Origin of the sequence: Protofrankia sp. Cas3 (assembly GCF_963555955.1) — a bacterium.
Classification (GTDB): domain Bacteria; phylum Actinomycetota; class Actinomycetes; order Frankiales; family Frankiaceae; genus Protofrankia.
In genome coordinates this window covers 1-17,272 of record NZ_CAUVXP010000124.1, presented here as the reverse complement: position 1 = coordinate 17,272, position 17,272 = coordinate 1, and the positions used below count along the sequence as shown (strand labels likewise).

General features: G+C 69.1%; 10 protein-coding genes and 2 pseudogenes. 10 read left to right on the top strand and 2 right to left on the bottom strand.

All coding sequences use genetic code 11. From position 1 onward, the window contains the following. The first annotated feature begins 196 nt into the window (after window positions 1–196). The 4 genes from U9983_RS20045 (at window position 197) to U9983_RS20030 (ending at window position 3,679) form a co-directional block, all read left to right on the top strand. Complete coding sequence (locus tag U9983_RS20045; protein ID WP_322755512.1) at window positions 197–1,696, top strand: CATRA conflict system CASPASE/TPR repeat-associated protein; 1,500 nt, start codon at window positions 197–199, stop codon at window positions 1,694–1,696. Between the two features lie 121 nt (window positions 1,697–1,817). Further along, window positions 1,818–2,768: a caspase family protein gene (locus tag U9983_RS20040; RefSeq protein ID WP_322755511.1), complete on the top strand. Its 951-nt coding sequence runs from the start codon at window positions 1,818–1,820 to the stop codon at window positions 2,766–2,768. Further along, a complete protein-coding gene (locus U9983_RS20035) occupies window positions 2,765–3,241 on the top strand; it encodes a hypothetical protein (protein ID WP_322755510.1) in 477 nt (158 codons plus the stop codon). Before U9983_RS20040 ends, U9983_RS20035 begins: the two co-directional genes overlap by 4 nt. Before the next feature lie 30 nt (window positions 3,242–3,271). Next, the gene (locus tag U9983_RS20030) at window positions 3,272–3,679 is read left to right on the top strand and encodes a hypothetical protein (protein WP_322755509.1); all 408 of its coding nucleotides are present in this window, start codon (window positions 3,272–3,274) and stop codon (window positions 3,677–3,679) included. 205 nt (window positions 3,680–3,884) lie between these two features. Here U9983_RS20030 and U9983_RS20025 read toward each other — a convergent pair whose 3' ends face one another. Next, window positions 3,885–4,355, bottom strand: coding sequence for an NUDIX domain-containing protein (locus U9983_RS20025; RefSeq protein WP_322755508.1), 471 nt, complete (start codon window positions 4,353–4,355; stop codon window positions 3,885–3,887). A gap of 84 nt (window positions 4,356–4,439) precedes the next feature. Between U9983_RS20025 and U9983_RS20020 the strand changes: the two genes are divergently transcribed. After that, window positions 4,440–8,606, top strand: coding sequence for a TIR domain-containing protein (locus tag U9983_RS20020; RefSeq protein ID WP_322755507.1), 4,167 nt, complete (start codon window positions 4,440–4,442; stop codon window positions 8,604–8,606). Window positions 8,607–9,609: 1,003 nt separating this feature from the next. After that, window positions 9,610–10,311: a hypothetical protein gene (locus tag U9983_RS20015; RefSeq protein ID WP_322755506.1), complete on the top strand. Its 702-nt coding sequence runs from the start codon at window positions 9,610–9,612 to the stop codon at window positions 10,309–10,311. Window positions 10,312–10,659: 348 nt separating this feature from the next. Here the strand turns inward: U9983_RS20015 and U9983_RS20010 are convergent, their stop codons facing one another. Next, complete coding sequence (locus tag U9983_RS20010) at window positions 10,660–11,526, bottom strand: hypothetical protein (protein WP_322755505.1); 867 nt, start codon at window positions 11,524–11,526, stop codon at window positions 10,660–10,662. A gap of 305 nt (window positions 11,527–11,831) precedes the next feature. On the opposite strand from U9983_RS20010, the pseudogene U9983_RS28000 reads away from it, so the two are divergent. From U9983_RS28000 to U9983_RS19990, 4 genes and pseudogenes are all read left to right on the top strand, one after another. Further along, window positions 11,832–11,948: pseudogene (locus tag U9983_RS28000) on the top strand (recombinase family protein); the annotation flags it as partial. Between the two features lie 123 nt (window positions 11,949–12,071). Further along, window positions 12,072–12,287 (top strand): hypothetical protein, encoded by a 216-nt coding sequence (locus tag U9983_RS20000; RefSeq protein ID WP_322755513.1) that lies wholly within the window; start codon window positions 12,072–12,074, stop codon window positions 12,285–12,287. A gap of 28 nt (window positions 12,288–12,315) precedes the next feature. Next, a pseudogene (locus tag U9983_RS19995) lies at window positions 12,316–12,498 on the top strand (IS701 family transposase); the annotation flags it as partial. 237 nt (window positions 12,499–12,735) lie between these two features. Further along, window positions 12,736–17,272 (top strand): beta-ketoacyl synthase N-terminal-like domain-containing protein (locus U9983_RS19990; protein ID WP_322755504.1); only part of this gene is annotated, 4,537 nt, incomplete at its 3' end.

Sequence of the window (17,272 nt, the reverse complement as noted above, 5' to 3'; positions counted from 1 at the left end):
TCGACTGGAATGGTCCGCCGAATCGAATCGGTGCATCCAGGCTGAGGGAGGGGTCCACAGAGGTGACGACCTCGCGAATCCGTTCCATCGACAGCGGCGGCGGGGATTCGCACCGAGCCCGGCAACGTGTCCAGCCGCCGTTCCGGCGCGGGCCATAATGGTGACCCGAAAAGCACCTGATCAGGAGGGATGCTTCGTGCTGGCCGCCGAACTCGTCGTCCACCTCATCGCTCCCACCGGCGACACCGGACGGGCTGAATATGGCTACGGTCACCTGCGCCGGATCTGGTACGCCTGTCGCGACGTGCTGGGCGTCGCGGCCGCAGCGCCCGGGCTCGGCGTTCCGACCGATCTGCCCGATTCTCCTGCGGACCTGAAAGGAGCGGGCGCGCCAATCGTCGAGCAGATCGTCGCCAGCCAGCAGGCAGACGGCCCAGGCGTGTTTCAGACCGTGCTGCGCCGGCAGAGAGGCCTGTTCTGCCTGTCCGCGATACTTGCGCCGCGCCCCGGTGAAGAGGTCGGCTGGTCGGAGCTTGACGCCAGGTGGGACGAGGCGGGTACCGCGTCACGGTCCGATTTTGTCGACCAGACCCGGATCTACCAGGGGCTCTTACCCAGGTTCAACGTCCTCTCCGGCTATCCGCAGGCGGCCTCGGCCGAGCTGGTCGGCGAATATGCTTCAGAGCTCCCGAGCTTCGACCGGGCTGACGGGTGGGAGCACCGAGGCGCCACGACCCTCGAGGGATTCGCCTTGTGGGAGCCGGGTGCCGGGGGCGACGACCGGGCACTGCGCAGGCTTCTGGTAATCGCGGACGCGCAGCGGGAAGCTGCGCTGGGTGCGTGGACGTGGTCGTCCGGTGGCACCGCGCCGCCATCGTTGCAGCTCTACCTCGCCGAGGCCGCGAAGATGCGCCTGCAGGCCAGGGTCTGGGCGGCGGGCACGGCGGCGGTCGAGCGGCTGCGTCGGGGGCTCGATGACGGCGCCCGCCAGCTTGGTGGAGGACTCGCCGAGGCCGGCCTGCTCGGAACCGACGGGGCCGAGGCGGCGTCGGTCCTGGCTAGGCCGCTGGCTCAGCTGAGAGCCGACGTCTTCTACGAGACGGTCACGCGCACGTCCCTGCTCGATGTGGAACGCAATGTGCGGATAGTCGAGGCGAATATGCGGTCGCTGACCGCGTCAACGGTCATTCCGACCGGGTTGGCCGATCCGTTCGCGGATGACCAGCGGTGCGCGCGGCATCTGGCGGATCTGCTCGCGGACAGCGCTGCCTTCCTGTCCTCGGCCGGCGCACGGGCGCGAGCGGCGGTGGACGCCGCCGAGCGGGCAGGCCTGGCCGCGAGCGTGGAAGCCCCGATGGCCGACCTGCCGATCACGGGCGAGGACCGGCTGATGTTCCTCGACGAGCTCGCCGAGCTCTACGTCGACCCGCGCCTGGCTTGTCAGCTTGCCGAGCGGGTAGGTGTGCCGCGCCGGCGGCTTCCGTTCGCCGTCGGGATGAGCCCGCGGACGTGGTGGGGTGAGGTCCTCAGAGAGTTGGAGAGCGGGCTGGTCCCCAGCCCGCTGCGGGGTCTGCTCGGCGCCGCGCTGGAGGACTATCGTCACAACCCGCGATTCCTCGACCTCGCGTCACGCTACCGCCTGCCATCCGACTCGCCGGGTCGCGTCGAGGATGACCCGTCGCCCCAGCGAATGTGAGCGGGATTAAGATCAGCCTTGCCTTCGGGGGTCGTGGACCCGGCAAGGCAAATCGAAGGTAAGGCGCGGTCGACTACGGGGGTATCTGAGCCGTGCGCGAAGATCGTAAGGATGGGTGTCCGTGAAGCGGGCACTGCTAGTAGGGCTCGACAAGTACGACCACTTCCGGCCGCTGGCGGGCTGCTGCAACGACGTCAACGCTCTCGCGTCGCTGCTCCGGCGCAATGAAGACGAGAACGGCAACTTCTCCTGCGAGACACTCACCAGTGACCTGACGCAGGTGACACGGGAAGTGTTGCGCCGCGACCTGGAACGGTTGCTCGCGCCGGCTGCGGACATCGCTCTGCTTTATTTCGCCGGCCACGGCCATCCGGTGCCGAACGACGTCGTCCTGTGTACGACCGACGGCACCGACGGTTTTCCGGGGATGCCGCTGTCCACGATTCTGACGATGGTCGGGCGGTCGCCCGTTCCCGAGGTGGTGATCCTGCTGGACTGCTGCTTCTCCGGCGCCGCTGGCGGCGTGCCCCAGTTGGGGTCCTCGGCCGCGACCATCCGGACCGGCCTGTCCATCGTCACAGCGGCCCGGGCGGACCAGCCCGCGGCTGAGGTCGCCGGGCGCGGCCTGTTCGCCCGATACCTGGAGGACGCCCTGCGGGGAGGCGCAGCCGACCTCCTCGGGAAGGTCACCGTGGCCGGCGTCTACGCCTTTCTCTCCGACATGTTCGGCCCATGGGACCAGCGACCCACGTTCAAGGCCAACATCGACCGGCTGCATGAACTGCGCCAGACCAGCCCGGACTTCACCCCGCGACAGCTACGCGCCCTCGTCACGCTCTTCCCGACACCGACCCACGAACTCCCGCTCGACCCCTCCTACGAACCGGACGCCAATCCCCACAACGAGCAGCACGAGCGGGACTTCGGGCTGTTGCAGGCCGCTCGCGCGGTGAAGCTCGTCGAGCCCGTGGGCGAGGTGCACATGTACTACGCAGCCATCCGTTCGACGGCCTGCCGGCTCACGAAACTAGGCCAACACTACTGGCAGCTCGTCGACAAGGAACGCCTGTGACCACCGTCGGGTTCTCCGGCCACCAGAAAATACCGGAGCAGAGTGTCGCCTACATCATCGACGGGATGGCCCGCCATCTGCACACCGTTCCGAGGCCCCTGATCGGGTTGACGTCGCTGGCGGCGGGCGCCGACCAGATGTTCGCTCGATTGGTGCTCGAACTGGGCGGCTCGTTGCGCCTCGTGATTCCCAGTCAGGATTATCTGTCGACCTTCGAGACGGACGACGACCGGGCCAGTTTCCAGGAGCTTGTCCGGCAGGATCTTCGCCCGCTGATCCTGAATTTCGACGTCCCGTCCGAAGACGCGTTCTTCGCGGCCGGCCGAGCGGTCGTCGAGGGAGCCGACGAGATGCTCGTCGTCTGGGACGGCCTGCCAGCTCGTGGGCTGGGCGGCACAGCAGACGTCATCGGCTATGCCGCGGAACAGGGCAAACCGGTGACCGTCGTCTGGCCACCAGGCCAGCGGCGATGACCAGTGCCCGCCAACGAGAAGCAAGGACTGATGCGCAGTGGTGACGCCATGACCGACCGGGAGCTCGCGGCCACACGCGTGGGGGCGCTGCGCCTCCTGCGCGCGGCGGCCGACTGGTCGCTGCCCGGCGAGGTCTGGGTCCAGACCGACAAGGCCCGTCCCTCGGTCACCCGGACCCTGGACCGATTGGCCCAGTCGCTGGCCGACAACAACGACCGCGCCCTCGCCGCGGCAGTGGAAGACCTGCTGTTCTATGCCCGCCAGGCGCGCCAGATCGAGATCCGGGCGGTCCACGTCGGAAGCCTCGACGCCACAACGTCCGCCACGCATACCGACGGGCAGGCACCACCCCCCGAAGTCCGGCTGCGGATCAACGCCCTCGTCCTGGAACTCGAGGTTCCGAAGGCCGAACCGGGCCGGTCCGGCCACGACCGCTGAGCGGCCCCCGCGCCGACCGCGGGAGACGAGCGAATGTCTCACCGGGCCACCCCCGGACCGCCTCGCAGTCTGTCTTGGGCGGACACCGTGCCGAGCTGGATGCCCATTCGTCGCGACAAGTGGCGGAGATCGAGCGCCATGGCGTTCGTAGGTGGGAACGGGATCTGGCCCTGTCGCCGAGGGCGAGTGGCGTGTCCCCCGGCCGTCAACCGATGAAAGGCGACTGGTTCTCGGTGAGAGCGTGGCCGATGCGCAGCCGCATGACCGGATGGATTCGCAGACCGGCCAGGTCGCCTTCGGCGATGTAGGCGACAGTCGTCGCCTCGGCGGTCTCGCCCGTCTCGCCTCCGACGATCTCGGCCTGGAAGCAGACCGTGCATTGCTGGTGAACCTCACCGTCGTCGTACGCCGTGACGTGCTCTGGATCGGTGTAGAGCCCGACGATGCCGGTGACCTGGATGTCCAGTCCCGTCTCCTCCTTCACCTCGCGGACGGCAGCCGCCGCGATGCGCTCCCCTGGGTCCATGAAGCCGCCTGGAAGGGCCCAGTAGCCGTCGTCCGAACGTCGAATGAGCAGCAGTCGCCGCTGCCCGTCGCGAATCGCGACGTTGACCACGGGCGTGAGGCTGTTCGCCTGCGGCGCCGCCGGGTCCCTGAAGTAATCCGTCTTCGGCACCGGGCTCCTCCGAATGTCCAGGACACTGTCCCCGATGATGATGTTCGAGGAGTAGAGTACGCCAGCATCGCCGCGAAGACGGTGATGACACCACGGGACTACGGGGGAAACGTGGGAAAGGTGTTTGTCAGTTTTCACGAGCCGGACGCGGGACCGTTCGTGGGCCGACTCGTCGCCGCGCTCGAAGAAGCCGGCTATAGCGACTACTACGACTATCGAGCCCGCGGGCACGCTGCCGCTCCCGGAGAGCCGTGGGCAGCAAACATTCGCAAGAACCTGCTCCTCAGCCAGGCGTTTATCGCGGTCTCCTCCGAAGGATCGGGTAATGACTGGTGTATCAACGAGGTCAGCGTCTTCCGGGAACGGAAGCCGACCGCGCCGTATTTGGAGATCGTTCTCGGCGCCGCAGCGCGGCGAGCACTGACGGCCGATATTCAGAGTCTGAGCGCAGACCCCGACGATGCGGACTCCGTGGCTGACGTCGTGGCCGACGCCGTGCGTTTTTTGCGGGACCGAGGCGTGCCGACCGGTCCGGGCCCGACGTCCCCGTACCCGGGTCTGGCCGCGTTCGGTGAGGCCACGTCCTCGCTGTTCTTCGGTCGCCGCGAGGCCATCGACGAGCTGGTAGCGGACATCGCGCCGCGGGATCACGGCGTCCTCGCCGTGGTCGGCGCGTCGGGAGTCGGCAAGTCGTCGCTGGTCCGAGCGGGTCTGATACCGCGGCTGCGCGCGGCGCCGAGCCAGCGGGCTGGTCGCTGGCTCATCCTCGGTCCGGTGTCGCCGAACACCGGTGCCGTCCGAGGCCTCGCCGAGCAGCTAGCCCGGCTGCGCGACTCAGCCGGCCTGCCGCCGGTGCCCGCGTCCGTCCTCGAGGGCCGCCTGCGGCAGTCCCCGTCGGGGCTGGCGGAGCTGATCGCGGAGCTGATCGACGTGAATGACGGGCAGCACGGCCGAGCCCGCGTCCTCATCGTGCTCGACCAGGCCGAGGAGCTCCTCGACCAGCACGAGTCGGGTCGGGACTCGCGCCCCGGACAACGGACCGAAGCGCGGGCGCTGGTCGACGCGCTGGTCGCCGCGTCCCGGCGCGTCGCCTGGCTCGTCTACACCGTCCGCGCCGACTACCTGGAGCCGCTGCTGCGGGACACGGGCCTGAAAGGGCTGATTCAGCGATCCTTCCTGGTCAGGCCATTGACGGGCGGCGCTCTGGTCGCCGCGATCGCCGATCCAGCCCGACAGCTCGGGTGGGACTTCGACAGCGAGGCGCTGGGCGCCATCGTCGAGGACGCGGGCCGAGGTTCGCTCCCGATGCTCGCGTATGCGCTGGCCGAACTCTGGGACCGGGTCGACACCGGAGACGCCACCGCGCCCCGCGCCATCAAGCTCGGCGAATACGTGAACTCAGGACGGGTGCCCGAAGTCCTGGCCAGGCAAGCCGAGGCGGCCTTCCAGGAAGCCCTGGAGCTGGCCGTCTATGGCACTTCCATCAGTCCGGACCTGGTCGTCGATCTGGCTGCGGCCGAGAACGAGGTACTCGAGCTGCTGACGCGCCTTGCGTCGGTCGGCCGGGACCGGGCCTTCACGCGACGTCCGCTGCTCATCGACGAGATCTCCGGCGATCGTCTGCGGCTTCTGCGTCCCTTCCTCGCGCGCCGGGTGCTGACCACGACCCGGTCGCTGTTCGTCTCTGATGACGCTGAGGGGCGGGTGGACGAGGTCGCTGAGCGCGTCCTCGGGATTCGCAACGTGGGCGACAACGCGCTGGAGGTCGCCCACGAGAGCCTGTTCAGCGGCTGGCCGCGGCTACACCGGCATCTGGTCCGGCTGCGGGAGTCGTTGCGGGCTCGGGGCGAGCTGGAGGACCTCGCGGCGATCTGGCGCTCCGGCGGCCGGCAGGACACCGACCTGATCAACCAATCCCGCCTTCAGCGCCTGCTCGCCGACCTCACGCGGACCGATCGCCTTGAGGCCGCTACCGGCTGGGCCGCGTGGGGATGGCCGGCGCTGCGTACGGCGTTGGCCGCCGGCGACGTCACACCGGAGGCGTCGCGGCTGGTGGCCGCCTCGGCGCAGTACGGGCTGGATCGACTGGTCGGGGAGGCCGAGGTCCTGGCCGAGCGGAGCCTCGAGGATAGCCTGCGGCTACTGGTGGGAGCGGCCCGCAACACTGATCCCGCCTCGCTCGCGGTGGTGCTGTCCGCGCCCCGGTTGGAGGCGTGGCGCGCGCTCGTGCAGCGCGTAGAGGCGCGGATGCGCTGGGTCCGGCGGCTGCGCGACGGGGGGTCGGGCATGTGGGGCGTCGCCTGGTCGCCGGATGACTCGCGGGCCGTGACCGGTTCGCGGGACGGGCGGCCACGCGTCTGGGACCCCGAGCGCGGGCAGCTCGTGATGGTCTTCTCCCACGGCGAGGACCAGCTCGAAGCGGGCGGGGGCTGGGTCCGCGCGGTGGCCTGGCATCCCGACGGCGACCAGATCGCTTCCGCGTCCACCGACCAGACGGTCCGCCTGTGGTCAACGGCCAGCGAGCGCGAGGTCCGGGTCATTGCCCTGACCGATCGGCCTTGGTCCCTGCGCTTCAGTCCCGATGGCGCACTGGTCGTCGCCGCCTGCGCGAACGGTGAGACGCTGCTTCGGCCGGCTCGACGTCCTTACAAGGGCGCGAGCATGATCCTTCGGGCTACGAGCCGCGGCGGGGTCGACGGTGGCCCCGTGGTCCGGCTGTGGGACGTCGATGTCTGCGCCGGCCCCGCCGATAGGCCGGCAGGAGCCTTGCGGGTCGCCACCGCCCGCCAGGACGGGTTGATCGACCTGTGGACCGTCGAACCCGAGGCGAACCCGGACGGCACCGACACGCCGACACGCCAGATCGAGGCACACGCCGGCAGCGTCGCCCGCGCCGTCCGCTTCGCGCCCGACGGACGGACGATCGCGACGGGCGCCCAGGACAATCTCGTCAAGGTCATAGACGTGACGGACGGTTCCGAGGTCCGCCAGTTTTCCGGCCATACCGACCAGGTTCGCAGGGTGGCCTGGTCACCGCGCGGGAACCGGCTGGCCAGCGCATCGGCCGACACGACGGTGGGTGTCTGGGACGTCCACACTGGTGAGCGGCTGCTGGTCTTGCGGGGCCATCGGCAGGGCGTCTGCGATGTCGCCTGGTCCAAGGCAGGGGACCGCGTGATGTCCGTCGCCGACGACGGGACCGCCCTCGTCTGGAAGATCGGCGCGGTCGAGACGGCGACGGCCGACCTCGGCACGCCCGCGACCGCGATGGACTGGACTGCGGCCTCCGCCTATTTCGCCATCGCGCGGACGCCCGGCGCGAGCACTCCGGACTCGCTGTCGTCCGGCACGGGCGGTTTCGGCATAGACATCCGGCGGCCCGATGGGAGCCGGGTGGCCTGGACGCCCCGCGCGCACGAAGCCATCATCCAGTCGATCTCCTGGTCACCGTCGGGCGAACGCCTGCTGACCGGATCGCGAGATGAGACCGCGCGGATCTGGCGGCTGCGCGGCGACCGCCTCGAGCTGGAGCACACGCTGCCAGTCCGCGAAGGCGTTGAGGACGGGCGTTGGTCTCCCGACGGAACACGGCTGCTGACCGTCGCGCGCGACCGCATGGTCCGCCTCTACCGCTCCGACGGCACGTCGCTGGATCGGGAGGAACGGCGGCCGCACGAGAGCTTCCTGCGCGGACTTGCCTGGCATCCGCACGGCGTCGAGTACGCGCTGGTCGCCGAGGACAACCGGCTCACCCTCAACAGCGCCGACGCGGTGGTGGCCCATTTCGACGCCGGCAGGCGGCTCACCAGCGTCGCCTGGAGCCCGACCGGAGACCGGCTCGCCGTCGGGTCGACTGACGGCGAGGTGCTGGTCCTGGCGGTCGGAACGAGCCAGGAGGTCACGGAACTCCACCGCCTGGCCGGCCACACCGACGAGATCCACTCGGTCGCCTGGTCGTACGACGGTCGTTCCATCCTGACGGCCTCGGCGGACCGCACCGCAGCGGTGTGGGACGCGAGCACCGGCGCCCAGACGACAGCGCTGGTCGGCTCGGCCGGCGGCGTGGTCCAAGCGCTCTGGACTGACGGCCCACACACGGTCGCCACCGCGTCAGCCGACGGCACACTGCGACACTGGGACGTCTCCGACGCAGGACGCGACCCACTGTCCGGGCCGCCCGCCGACGCGGATGGGCACGGAGCCAATGCCACCGAGCTTCTAGTCCAGGACGGGCGGCTGCGGCTCGGGTGATAACCGGTCACAGCAGGACATCGACCACAATACGGGAGAAAAATGCGGCGAATCACAGCGGGGATCATTCGGGATCCGCTACTGGCGATACCGATCATCCTGATTTATCTCGTTTTCGTCGGAATCTGGGTCAACCTGATAGAAGCAGTCCACAAAAATATCGTCCGCTCGCGTGGACGAGGATTCACACCACTGCCGAATATTCTCTACGAGTGTGCTGGATTTCTATTCCTCTGCTTTGCGGTCTTGCCGACTGCCTCCTCCGCCTACTCGTGGTTCGGAAAATAGACGGCGGGTTCAAACGGTCGTAGCGACGCTCCGATAGGATGATCTCGGCAACGTCGACAGACTGCGCGGCGTCGAACTCGGAGGCGCCGGCTGCGATGAATTCCGCGTTCGGGTGAACGAAACCCACGCCCAAGCCCATCGGGTGCTCGGCGATAGTCATGCTGGCCCAATCGACGCGGGCCAGCTGGCCGACGCCCGCGAGTCCGCCAGCAAGCGGCCGGCTGAGCAGGAAACGAGCGTCCGCCGTTGAAGCGGACGCCTCGCCGCTCCGCTGCGCACATCGGGCCAGGTCAGAAGACCGCGTCCCTGGCTCCCCAGGTGTCTGCGTCTGTTGTGTAGCAACGGCCGGCGACCGCTGGCTGAGGCCCGTGGCGCGCTGGACCGCGAGTTCCGACATTGGAGGTCCGGGGCTTCACCGGACACGGTCATCTGGGTGAGGGCCAGATCTGGGTCTCGTCGTGAACGCTTGAGCAGCGTGTTTGCGCCGCCTCAGGCGCGATCGGTGCGAGACCGCAGCGAGCGAGAGCCGGCTCGACCGTGTTACATCTGCCACGGGCAGCTGGCCATGCGCGGGATCATAAGCCCGGGCTACGCGACCAATCCCTTTGCCGAGACGACGCGCGAGGGCCAGGCTGCTCGTATGGCCCGACGATGTGTGTTCTGCGGCGGCACTGGTCTCACCAGGGAGCACGTGATACCCCGGTGGCTCAGTGACGTGTTGCCTGAGCAGGCGCGGTTCCGCGGCCAGGACCAGGCCGTCGTGCTTCTACAGCCCGAGCGAACGGTCGACGGCCCGCATCATCGGGAGATGGCAGAGAGCTTCAATTCTGCGACCGTTAGGGCGGTCTGCGGCCGGTGCAACAACTACTACATGAACAACATCGAGGTCGAGGCCCGCCCTGTCTTGTCGGCGATGATCCGTGGCAGGCTGTCGATGTCGCTTGGCGCTGACGTGGCAATGTCTATAGCGACGTGGGCGGTCAAGACCAGCCTGATGGCGCAGCTGACCGGTTCGGAGCAGGCCGCGCTCGGGCCGGTCTATGAGGGTTTCTATGCCACCCTGCAGCCGACTCCAGAGTGCATGGTGTGGGCAGCTGCGGTCGACGACGAAGACTGGGCGTTGCGTGCCGAGTGCCGAAGCGTGCTGTATTCGGTCGGCGACGAGCCCGCGAATCCCGATGACCCGCCGAACATCCTCTCCGTGACCATTGGCCTCGGATCGCTGTTGCTGCACACGATCGTTGACCCGGTCCTTGGACCGTCGACGTGGAACCTCACGTCCGTCTTCCGGGGTGCGCTGGTTCCGCTGTGGCCTGACCCGAACCCGATGACGTGGCCTCCTCCTGTCCTGCGCCCAGCCGAGGCGTGGGGTGTCTGCGAGTACATGCCGCTGCTGTTGGGGCGAACAGACTCTTAGCGGCGGTGGGTCCCGGAACGTCGGGTAGCCCGGGGCTTATCCGACCACGGCGGACACACGCCCCAGCCACCAGCATCACGCTGGTCGGCTGCGGCATGGTCCTCGGAGACAAATAGCGCCTTCCGGGTCCTTCGCAGGCCCCTCGCGTCCGGGCCGACCACATCGCGCGATGCGCACCCGCGCACCCGCGCACCCGACCCAGGCTCACCAGATCCAAACGATCACAGGCGTCGGGCCGGAAGCACAGACGTCAGGCTGGAGTATTAGGTGGGCGTGGGACCCGATCTTCTCAGTCGGCGGGCGCCGCGCTACGGATTCGCCGATCGGCACATGCGTGTCGAGCGGCGGTCACAGCGGGATGTCGTCGAGCAGCATGGGGCGGGAGTTACCCGTTGGCCCGGGCCAGAGAAATCGCCAGTTGCCGTCGTCGTCGACGTCGGACGGTGCGTGGGCGAGCGCGTCGAGGAGGGTTCGTAGCCGCGGATACGGGCCAGCGCGCGCTCGGGCGAGGGTCTCGGGGTCGGCGGCGAACAGCACGATGGCAGTGGACGCCAGGTTCGTCCCGGACCGGTGATGGGCTGCGGCGTGAGCGTGGACGAGGGGAGCCGCGAGCATCCTCTCTGCCTCGGCCTCCGTGCCCGCTGTGTAAGCCAGGCTGCAGGTCTCGCGCCTTACGAGCGCTGTGCCGCTGGCGTTGGCCCAGTCCAGCGTTGGTTGGTCGCCCAGCTGCGTGCCGTGCAGAGTGTAGGCAGCCCTGCCGACGAGTGGATCGTCGCCGACGGTCTCTTCGAATTGCTCCAGGGTGACGTCGATGAAGTGGGCGTGCTGCGGTAGCCAGAGTACGCAGTGGCCGCGGAACACGTCTTCTTCCCACCGCGGGTTGTCGCCGTACAAGGTCGCGGACGTGCCGGCGTCGGGTTCGATGAGCAGCCGGACCGGCCATGGGCGCGCGGGAATCCCGAGCAGGTTGAAGGCGGCGCCGAGTGTCAGCGCCGCGTCGATGCAATGGTTCGCTTGGGCGCCGGTGACGTATTGGCGATACAGGTGCGGTAGCAGCCAGATTGGCAGCCGGTCGGCGGGTGCTCGCGCCAGGATCGCCTCAAGGCGCGACTCGGGTACCGCGCCGAGAATCCGGCCGGGTCTGCGAGGCCGGGCGGGTGGGGTTGGGCGGGCTCCGGTGGGTGTCTGCGGCTTGCGTCGCCGCGATTCCGGCACGTTTAGCAGCGTAGATCACCTCCTGTTGGGGTGCAGCCACAACGCGACATGTGCTGCGCGGCTCGTCGCCGATCTTCGGTGAACAGGTTCTGCGTGAAGATCGGTCACTCGCTCGATGAGCCAGATGCCCGACCGACGGTGTATGCACCCGGCTCGTTAGGGGTTCCGCTATTGGACGGGAGTGACCTGGCGGTTCACTCATGACCTTGTGGCACGCTGCGGCGGTGGACCCCGCATCCGATGCCAAGTTCGAGCGATGGTGCTGGCCGGTCCCGACAACGTGACCAGCGGGCGACTACCCCCACCTGATCGACCGGATCATCGAACTGGCCGGCGCCGGCTACTCCAGCCGCCAGATCGCCGACCAGCTCAACACCGAGGGGCTACGCCCACCCAAACGCACCACCCGGTTCGGCCCCGGACAGATCCTCACCCTCACCCGCCGCCTCGGCATCGGGATCCACCACCCCCGCGACACCCGCACCGCCCTGGCCAACCCCGGCCCCGGCCGCTGGTCGGTCGCCGGCCTCGCCGTCGCCCTGGGCATGCCGACCGCCACCCTCTACAACTGGATCTACCGAGGATGGATCACCGCCCGGCGCCACCCGGACGGCAGATCCTGGATCATCCTCGCCGACGACACCGCGATCGAGCGGCTCCGCGAACGCCGTGACCGCCCACCCGGCTACTACACCCGAGCCCGCTGGACCCGGCCCCACCCGACACAGCCAGACCCCAACACGAACGGAACCCAGACATGAAAAACGATCACAGCTTGAGGAGCACCAACAGTGGCTCACTGAGGAATGCTTCCAGCAAGCAAAAAACGAAGCCGGACTCGACCACTACCAGGCCCGCACCTGGCGGGCGTGGTATGCCCACATCACTCTGTCCATGCTCGCCCATGCCTGGCTCGCCGCGACCAAAACCCTTGCGTTAAAAGGGGAATCGGCACCCGAGACCAGGGCATGATCGCCTACACATTACCCGAGATCCGCCGCTTGTTGATCAACCTGGTCCACCGCTACGTTCCCGACGCCGGGCACGTCTGGCACTGGTCCCGCTGGCGCCGACGCCGCCAGCACCAAGCCAGACTCAGCCACTACAAACGACGCGGCTACCCACACCCCTAACTGCCGTTGCAGTTAGGGGTGTGCTTGGGGGTGTGCTAGGGGGTGGAGAGCGCGCATTTCGAATGACACTGATGCCATGCTGCGTACCGAGTTGATCAGGCCGCTCCCGGAGCTGCTGCTGGCTCACGCGGACCAACTCGGCGTCAAGATCGCCGTCGCGGACGCGCACCGGTCGGTGACCTACAGAGAACTGGAGCGGCGCACGGGACATCTCGCCGGGCACCTGGCGGGGGTATCGCTTCAGCCCGGAGATCGTGCGGTGATCTACCTGGGAAACCGGGTGGAGATGGTGGAGTGTTACCTCGCCATCGTCCGGGCCGCCGCTGTCGGGGTGCCGCTCAATCCGCATTCGACGGACTCGGAACTCGCCTATTACCTGCAGGACAGTGGCGCGCGGGTGGTCATCACCGACTCGGCGCACGCCGCCCAGTTGAGCCGGCTCCGGTCGAGGCTGCCGCACTTGATCGTCGTGGTCATCGACGACGGCATGCAGGACGTCCCCCCGAACATGCTGTCCTACGCGACCATGACCGAGACTTCGCCTTCCATGCCGCCGCGCGACGACCTCGGACTCGACGAACCGGCCTGGATGCTCTACACGTCCGGGACCACCGGCCAGCCGAAGGGAGTGCTCTCCACCCAGCGCAACTACCTCTGGTCAGTGGCCGCCTGCTACTCGACCGCCCTCGGACTGGCCGAAGAGGACACGGTGCTGTGCCCGCTGCCGATGTTCCACTGTCTCTCGCACGTTGTCGGCGTTGTGGGTGTGGTCGCAGTCGGGGCGAGCGCCCGGATCATCGACGGCATGTCGGCCGAGGATGTGCTGGGCTGCCTGAAGAGTGAACCGATCACGTTCCTGGCCGCGGTGCCGACGATTTACCACCACCTAGTGCGGGCGACCAAGGCCGGGTTGCGGTTGCCGCGGCTGCGGATCTGCATGGTCGGCGGTGCGGTCAGTACCCCAGAACTGCGGCGGTCGGTGGAGGCCGCGTTGGGCGTGCCCCTGATCGACAACTACGGCAGCACCGAGACATGCGGGGGGATCGCCACCAACTGGCCCACCGGCGGCCGGGTGGACGGCTCGTGTGGACTGCCGGTGCCGGGGCTCTCGGTGCGCCTGGTCGACCCGGAGAGCGGGCAGGACGTCGGGCCCGGTCACGAGGGCGAAGTGTGGGTGAGCGGGCCGAGCGTGATGTCCGGTTACCACGGCCAGCCGGAGGCGACCGCCGACGTACTGCGGGACGGGTGGTACCACACCGGGGACTTGGCCCGCCGCGACGAGGCCGGCTTTCTCACCATCACCGGCCGGATCAGGGAACTGATCATCCGAGGCGGGGAGAACATCCACCCCGGTGAGGTCGAAGCGGTGCTGCGTGAGCAGCCCGGGGTCGGCGATGTCGCCGTGGCCGCCAAACCGCACGAGGTGCTGGGTGAGATACCTGTGGCGTTCGTGGTGCCCGTGCCGGGCGGGTTGGATCCCCAACAGCTGCTCGGAGCGTGCCGGGACAGGCTGTCGCCGTCCAAGGTGCCGGACGAAATCTATGAGATCGCCCAGGTTCCCCGCACGGCGTCCGGCAAGATCGCCCGGCACAGGCTGCCCGACCTTCCTGCCCGGCTGCTGGCCACGAACAGCGGGCACTACTCGTCGCTGTACCGGCTCGACTGGATCCTGCCGTCCTTGCCCTCGGCACAGTTCCCGGAAACCGCCGTCCACGCGACCGTATGGTCCGTTCCTGACCTCGGACCGGCCGGGGACCTCGTCGACGCGGTACGGCGCGGCGTCGAATACGTAGCGAACACGGTGGACGCGTGGCTGGCCGAGGAACGCCCCGCCACGCACCGACTGGTGGTGGCGACGCGACGGGCGGTCGCCGTGACGGCCGGCGTGGACGGTCCGGATCCGGTGCACGCCGCGCTGTGGGGCCTGGTCCGGTCGATCCAGGCCGCTCACCCCGGGCGGGTCGTCCTGGTGGACAGCGACGAGGACCCCCGGTCGGTCGACGCGTTCGAAGCCGCGGTCGCCTCGGGCGAGCCGCAGCTGGCGCTGCGCGCAGGCGTCGCGTTCATGCCGAGACTGGTACCGGCGTACGCGGCCGACCAGGCCGACGAGGCGGTGCACGTGTTCGACGCGGGGGGCGCGGTCCTGCTCACGGGGGCCGACGGTCCGCGGGGTGCCGCCCTGGCCCGGCATCTGGTGACCGGGTGCGGTGTCCGCCACCTCCGGCTGGCATATACCGCCGAGGCGACCGCCCTGGCAGCCGAACTGGCGGAGCTGGGCGCCGACGTCGTAGTAACCGAGGGCGAACTCGGCAACCGCGACACATGGGCGGCGGCACTCGCCGATCAGACCCCGCCGCTCACCGCGATCGTGCACGCCGGCGAGGCCGATACCGCAAGCCTGGCCGCTGTCGTCGCGCTGACGGAATCGGCCGCTGCCCACCCGGTCATGCTCGTGCTGTGCAGCGGCATCGCAGGGCTCATCGGCGGCGACCGCGCGTCCGCCGCGGCGGACGCGTTCGTAGCCGCTCTGGCCGAGGGCCGTCGCGCCCGCGGCCTGCCTGTGGTCTGCCTGGCATGGGGTGTACCCGCGGCGCGGGAGCCGGCCGCGTTCGACGCGGCCCTCACGGCCGCACCCGGCTCGCTCGCCGTCTGGCGGCCCGGGGCCGTTCCGGCCGAGCCGGTTCCAGCCGTCCTGAGCGGGCCCGTCGGGGCGGGTGGCGAACGGCCCGCGCAGCCGGACCCCGGCTTGGCCCACCGGCTGACCAGGCTGTCCGCGCAGGAGCAGCGTCGGGCCCTGGTGGAGCTCGTGCGGGACGCGACTCGTGAGGTCTGCCCCGGGCTGCCTGGCCACGCCGAGATCGATCCGGACCGGGCTTTCAGGGAACTGGGCTTCACCTCGATGGCCGCCGTGCAACTGCGGACGCGGCTGAGCGCCGCCACCGGGCTGCCCCTGGGCGCGACCGTCGCTTTCGACTATCCGACGCCGGCCACGCTGGGCGAATACCTGCGGGCCAGGCTGGCCGGTGAGCGACCCTCGCAGGTGGTGTCCACCGCGCAGGAGGCTCCGGTCCGGCACGATGAGCCGGTCGCGATCGTGGCAATGGCCTGTCGGCTGCCCGGCCAAGTGGCCTCGCCCGAGGATCTGTGGCGCCTGGTGCTGGACGGCGAGGATGCCGTTTCTCCGTTTCCGGCCGATCGTGGCTGGGACGTTGACGGACTGTTCGACCCGGACCCGGACCTGCCGGGCAAGTCCTATGTCCGTGAGGGTGGGTTTCTGCACGACGCGCTGGAGTTCGACCCGGAGTTCTTCGGGATCTCGCCACGTGAGGCACTGGCGATGGATCCGCAGCAGCGATTGTTGCTGGAAACCTCGTGGGAGGTCTTCGAACGTGCCAGGATCGACCCGGAGACCCTGCGGGGAAGCCAGGTCGGGGTCTACACCGGCGTGATGTACCACGACTACGCGGCCGGTCTCGGCGCCGTCCCTGACGACGCGGAAGGCTACCTGAGCACCGGCTCCTCCGGCAGTGTCGCGTCCGGACGGGTGTCCTACACCTTCGGGTTCGCCGGACCGGCGGTGACCGTGGACACCGCGTGCTCGTCCTCGCTGGTGGCGATTCACCTCGCCGCGCAGGCACTGCGGCTTGGGGACTGCACGATGGCGCTGGCCGGCGGGGTTGCGGTGATGGCCCGCCCAGACTCGTTCGTGGAGTTCAGCCGCCAGCGTGCGCTCTCGCCGGACGCCCGTTGCAAGGCGTTCGCTGAGGGAGCGGACGGCACCGTGTGGGCCGAGGGCGTGGGCCTGGTACTTCTGGAGCGTCTGTCGGACGCGCGTCGTCACGGTCATCGGGTGCTGGCGGTGTTGCGAGGTTCCGCAGTGAACCAGGACGGGGCCTCCAACGGGCTGACCGCGCCCAGCGGGCTTGCCCAGCAACAGGTGATCCGGCAGGCGCTGGCCAGCGCCGGCCTGTGCACTGCGGACATCGACGTGGTCGAGGCCCACGGCACCGGTACGGCACTGGGTGATCCGATCGAAGCCGAGGCACTGCTGGCCACCTACGGTCAGGACCGCCCGGCGGAGCGGCCACTTTGGCTGGGCTCGCTGAAGTCGAACATCGGTCATGCCCAGTCGGCCGCAGGGGTGGCCGGCGTGATCAAGATGGTGGCGGCGCTCACGCACGGAGTGTTGCCCGCGACGTTGCATGTGGATGAGCCTTCTCGGCACGTCGACTGGTCCTCGGGCGCGGTGGAACTGCTGACTCGGAGCCGGCCGTGGCCGGCGTCCGATCGCCCACGCCGGGCTGCGGTGTCGTCGTTCGGGGTGTCCGGAACCAATGCGCACCTGATCCTCGAACAACCCGCCCAGCCCGCGGAGGCGCAACCAGGTGGCGGTGCGCAGGGACCTGCCGGGCTGGGGCTGTCCGTCCCCTCCCACCGTCCGGTTCCCGTGGTGCTGACCGCCAAGACCCCCCAGGCCCTGCGTGCACAGGCCGACCGTCTGCTGTCCGTTGCCGAACGCACCGACGATGACCTGCTGGATGTCGGCTACTCCCTGATCACGACCCGTTCTGTGTTTCGGGAGCGAACCGTCGTGGCCGGGGCGGACCAGGAGG

What these genes read in the sequence shown, in the direction of transcription:
- U9983_RS20030 (WP_322755509.1), top strand. Translation starts at nt 3,272, where the DNA reads ATGCGCAGTGGTGACGCCATGACCGACCGGGAGCTCGCGGCCACACGC.
- U9983_RS20020 (WP_322755507.1), top strand. Translation starts at nt 4,440, where the DNA reads ATGACACCACGGGACTACGGGGGAAACGTGGGAAAGGTGTTTGTCAGT.
- U9983_RS20000 (WP_322755513.1), top strand. Translation starts at nt 12,072, where the DNA reads ATGCCGACCGCCACCCTCTACAACTGGATCTACCGAGGATGGATCACC.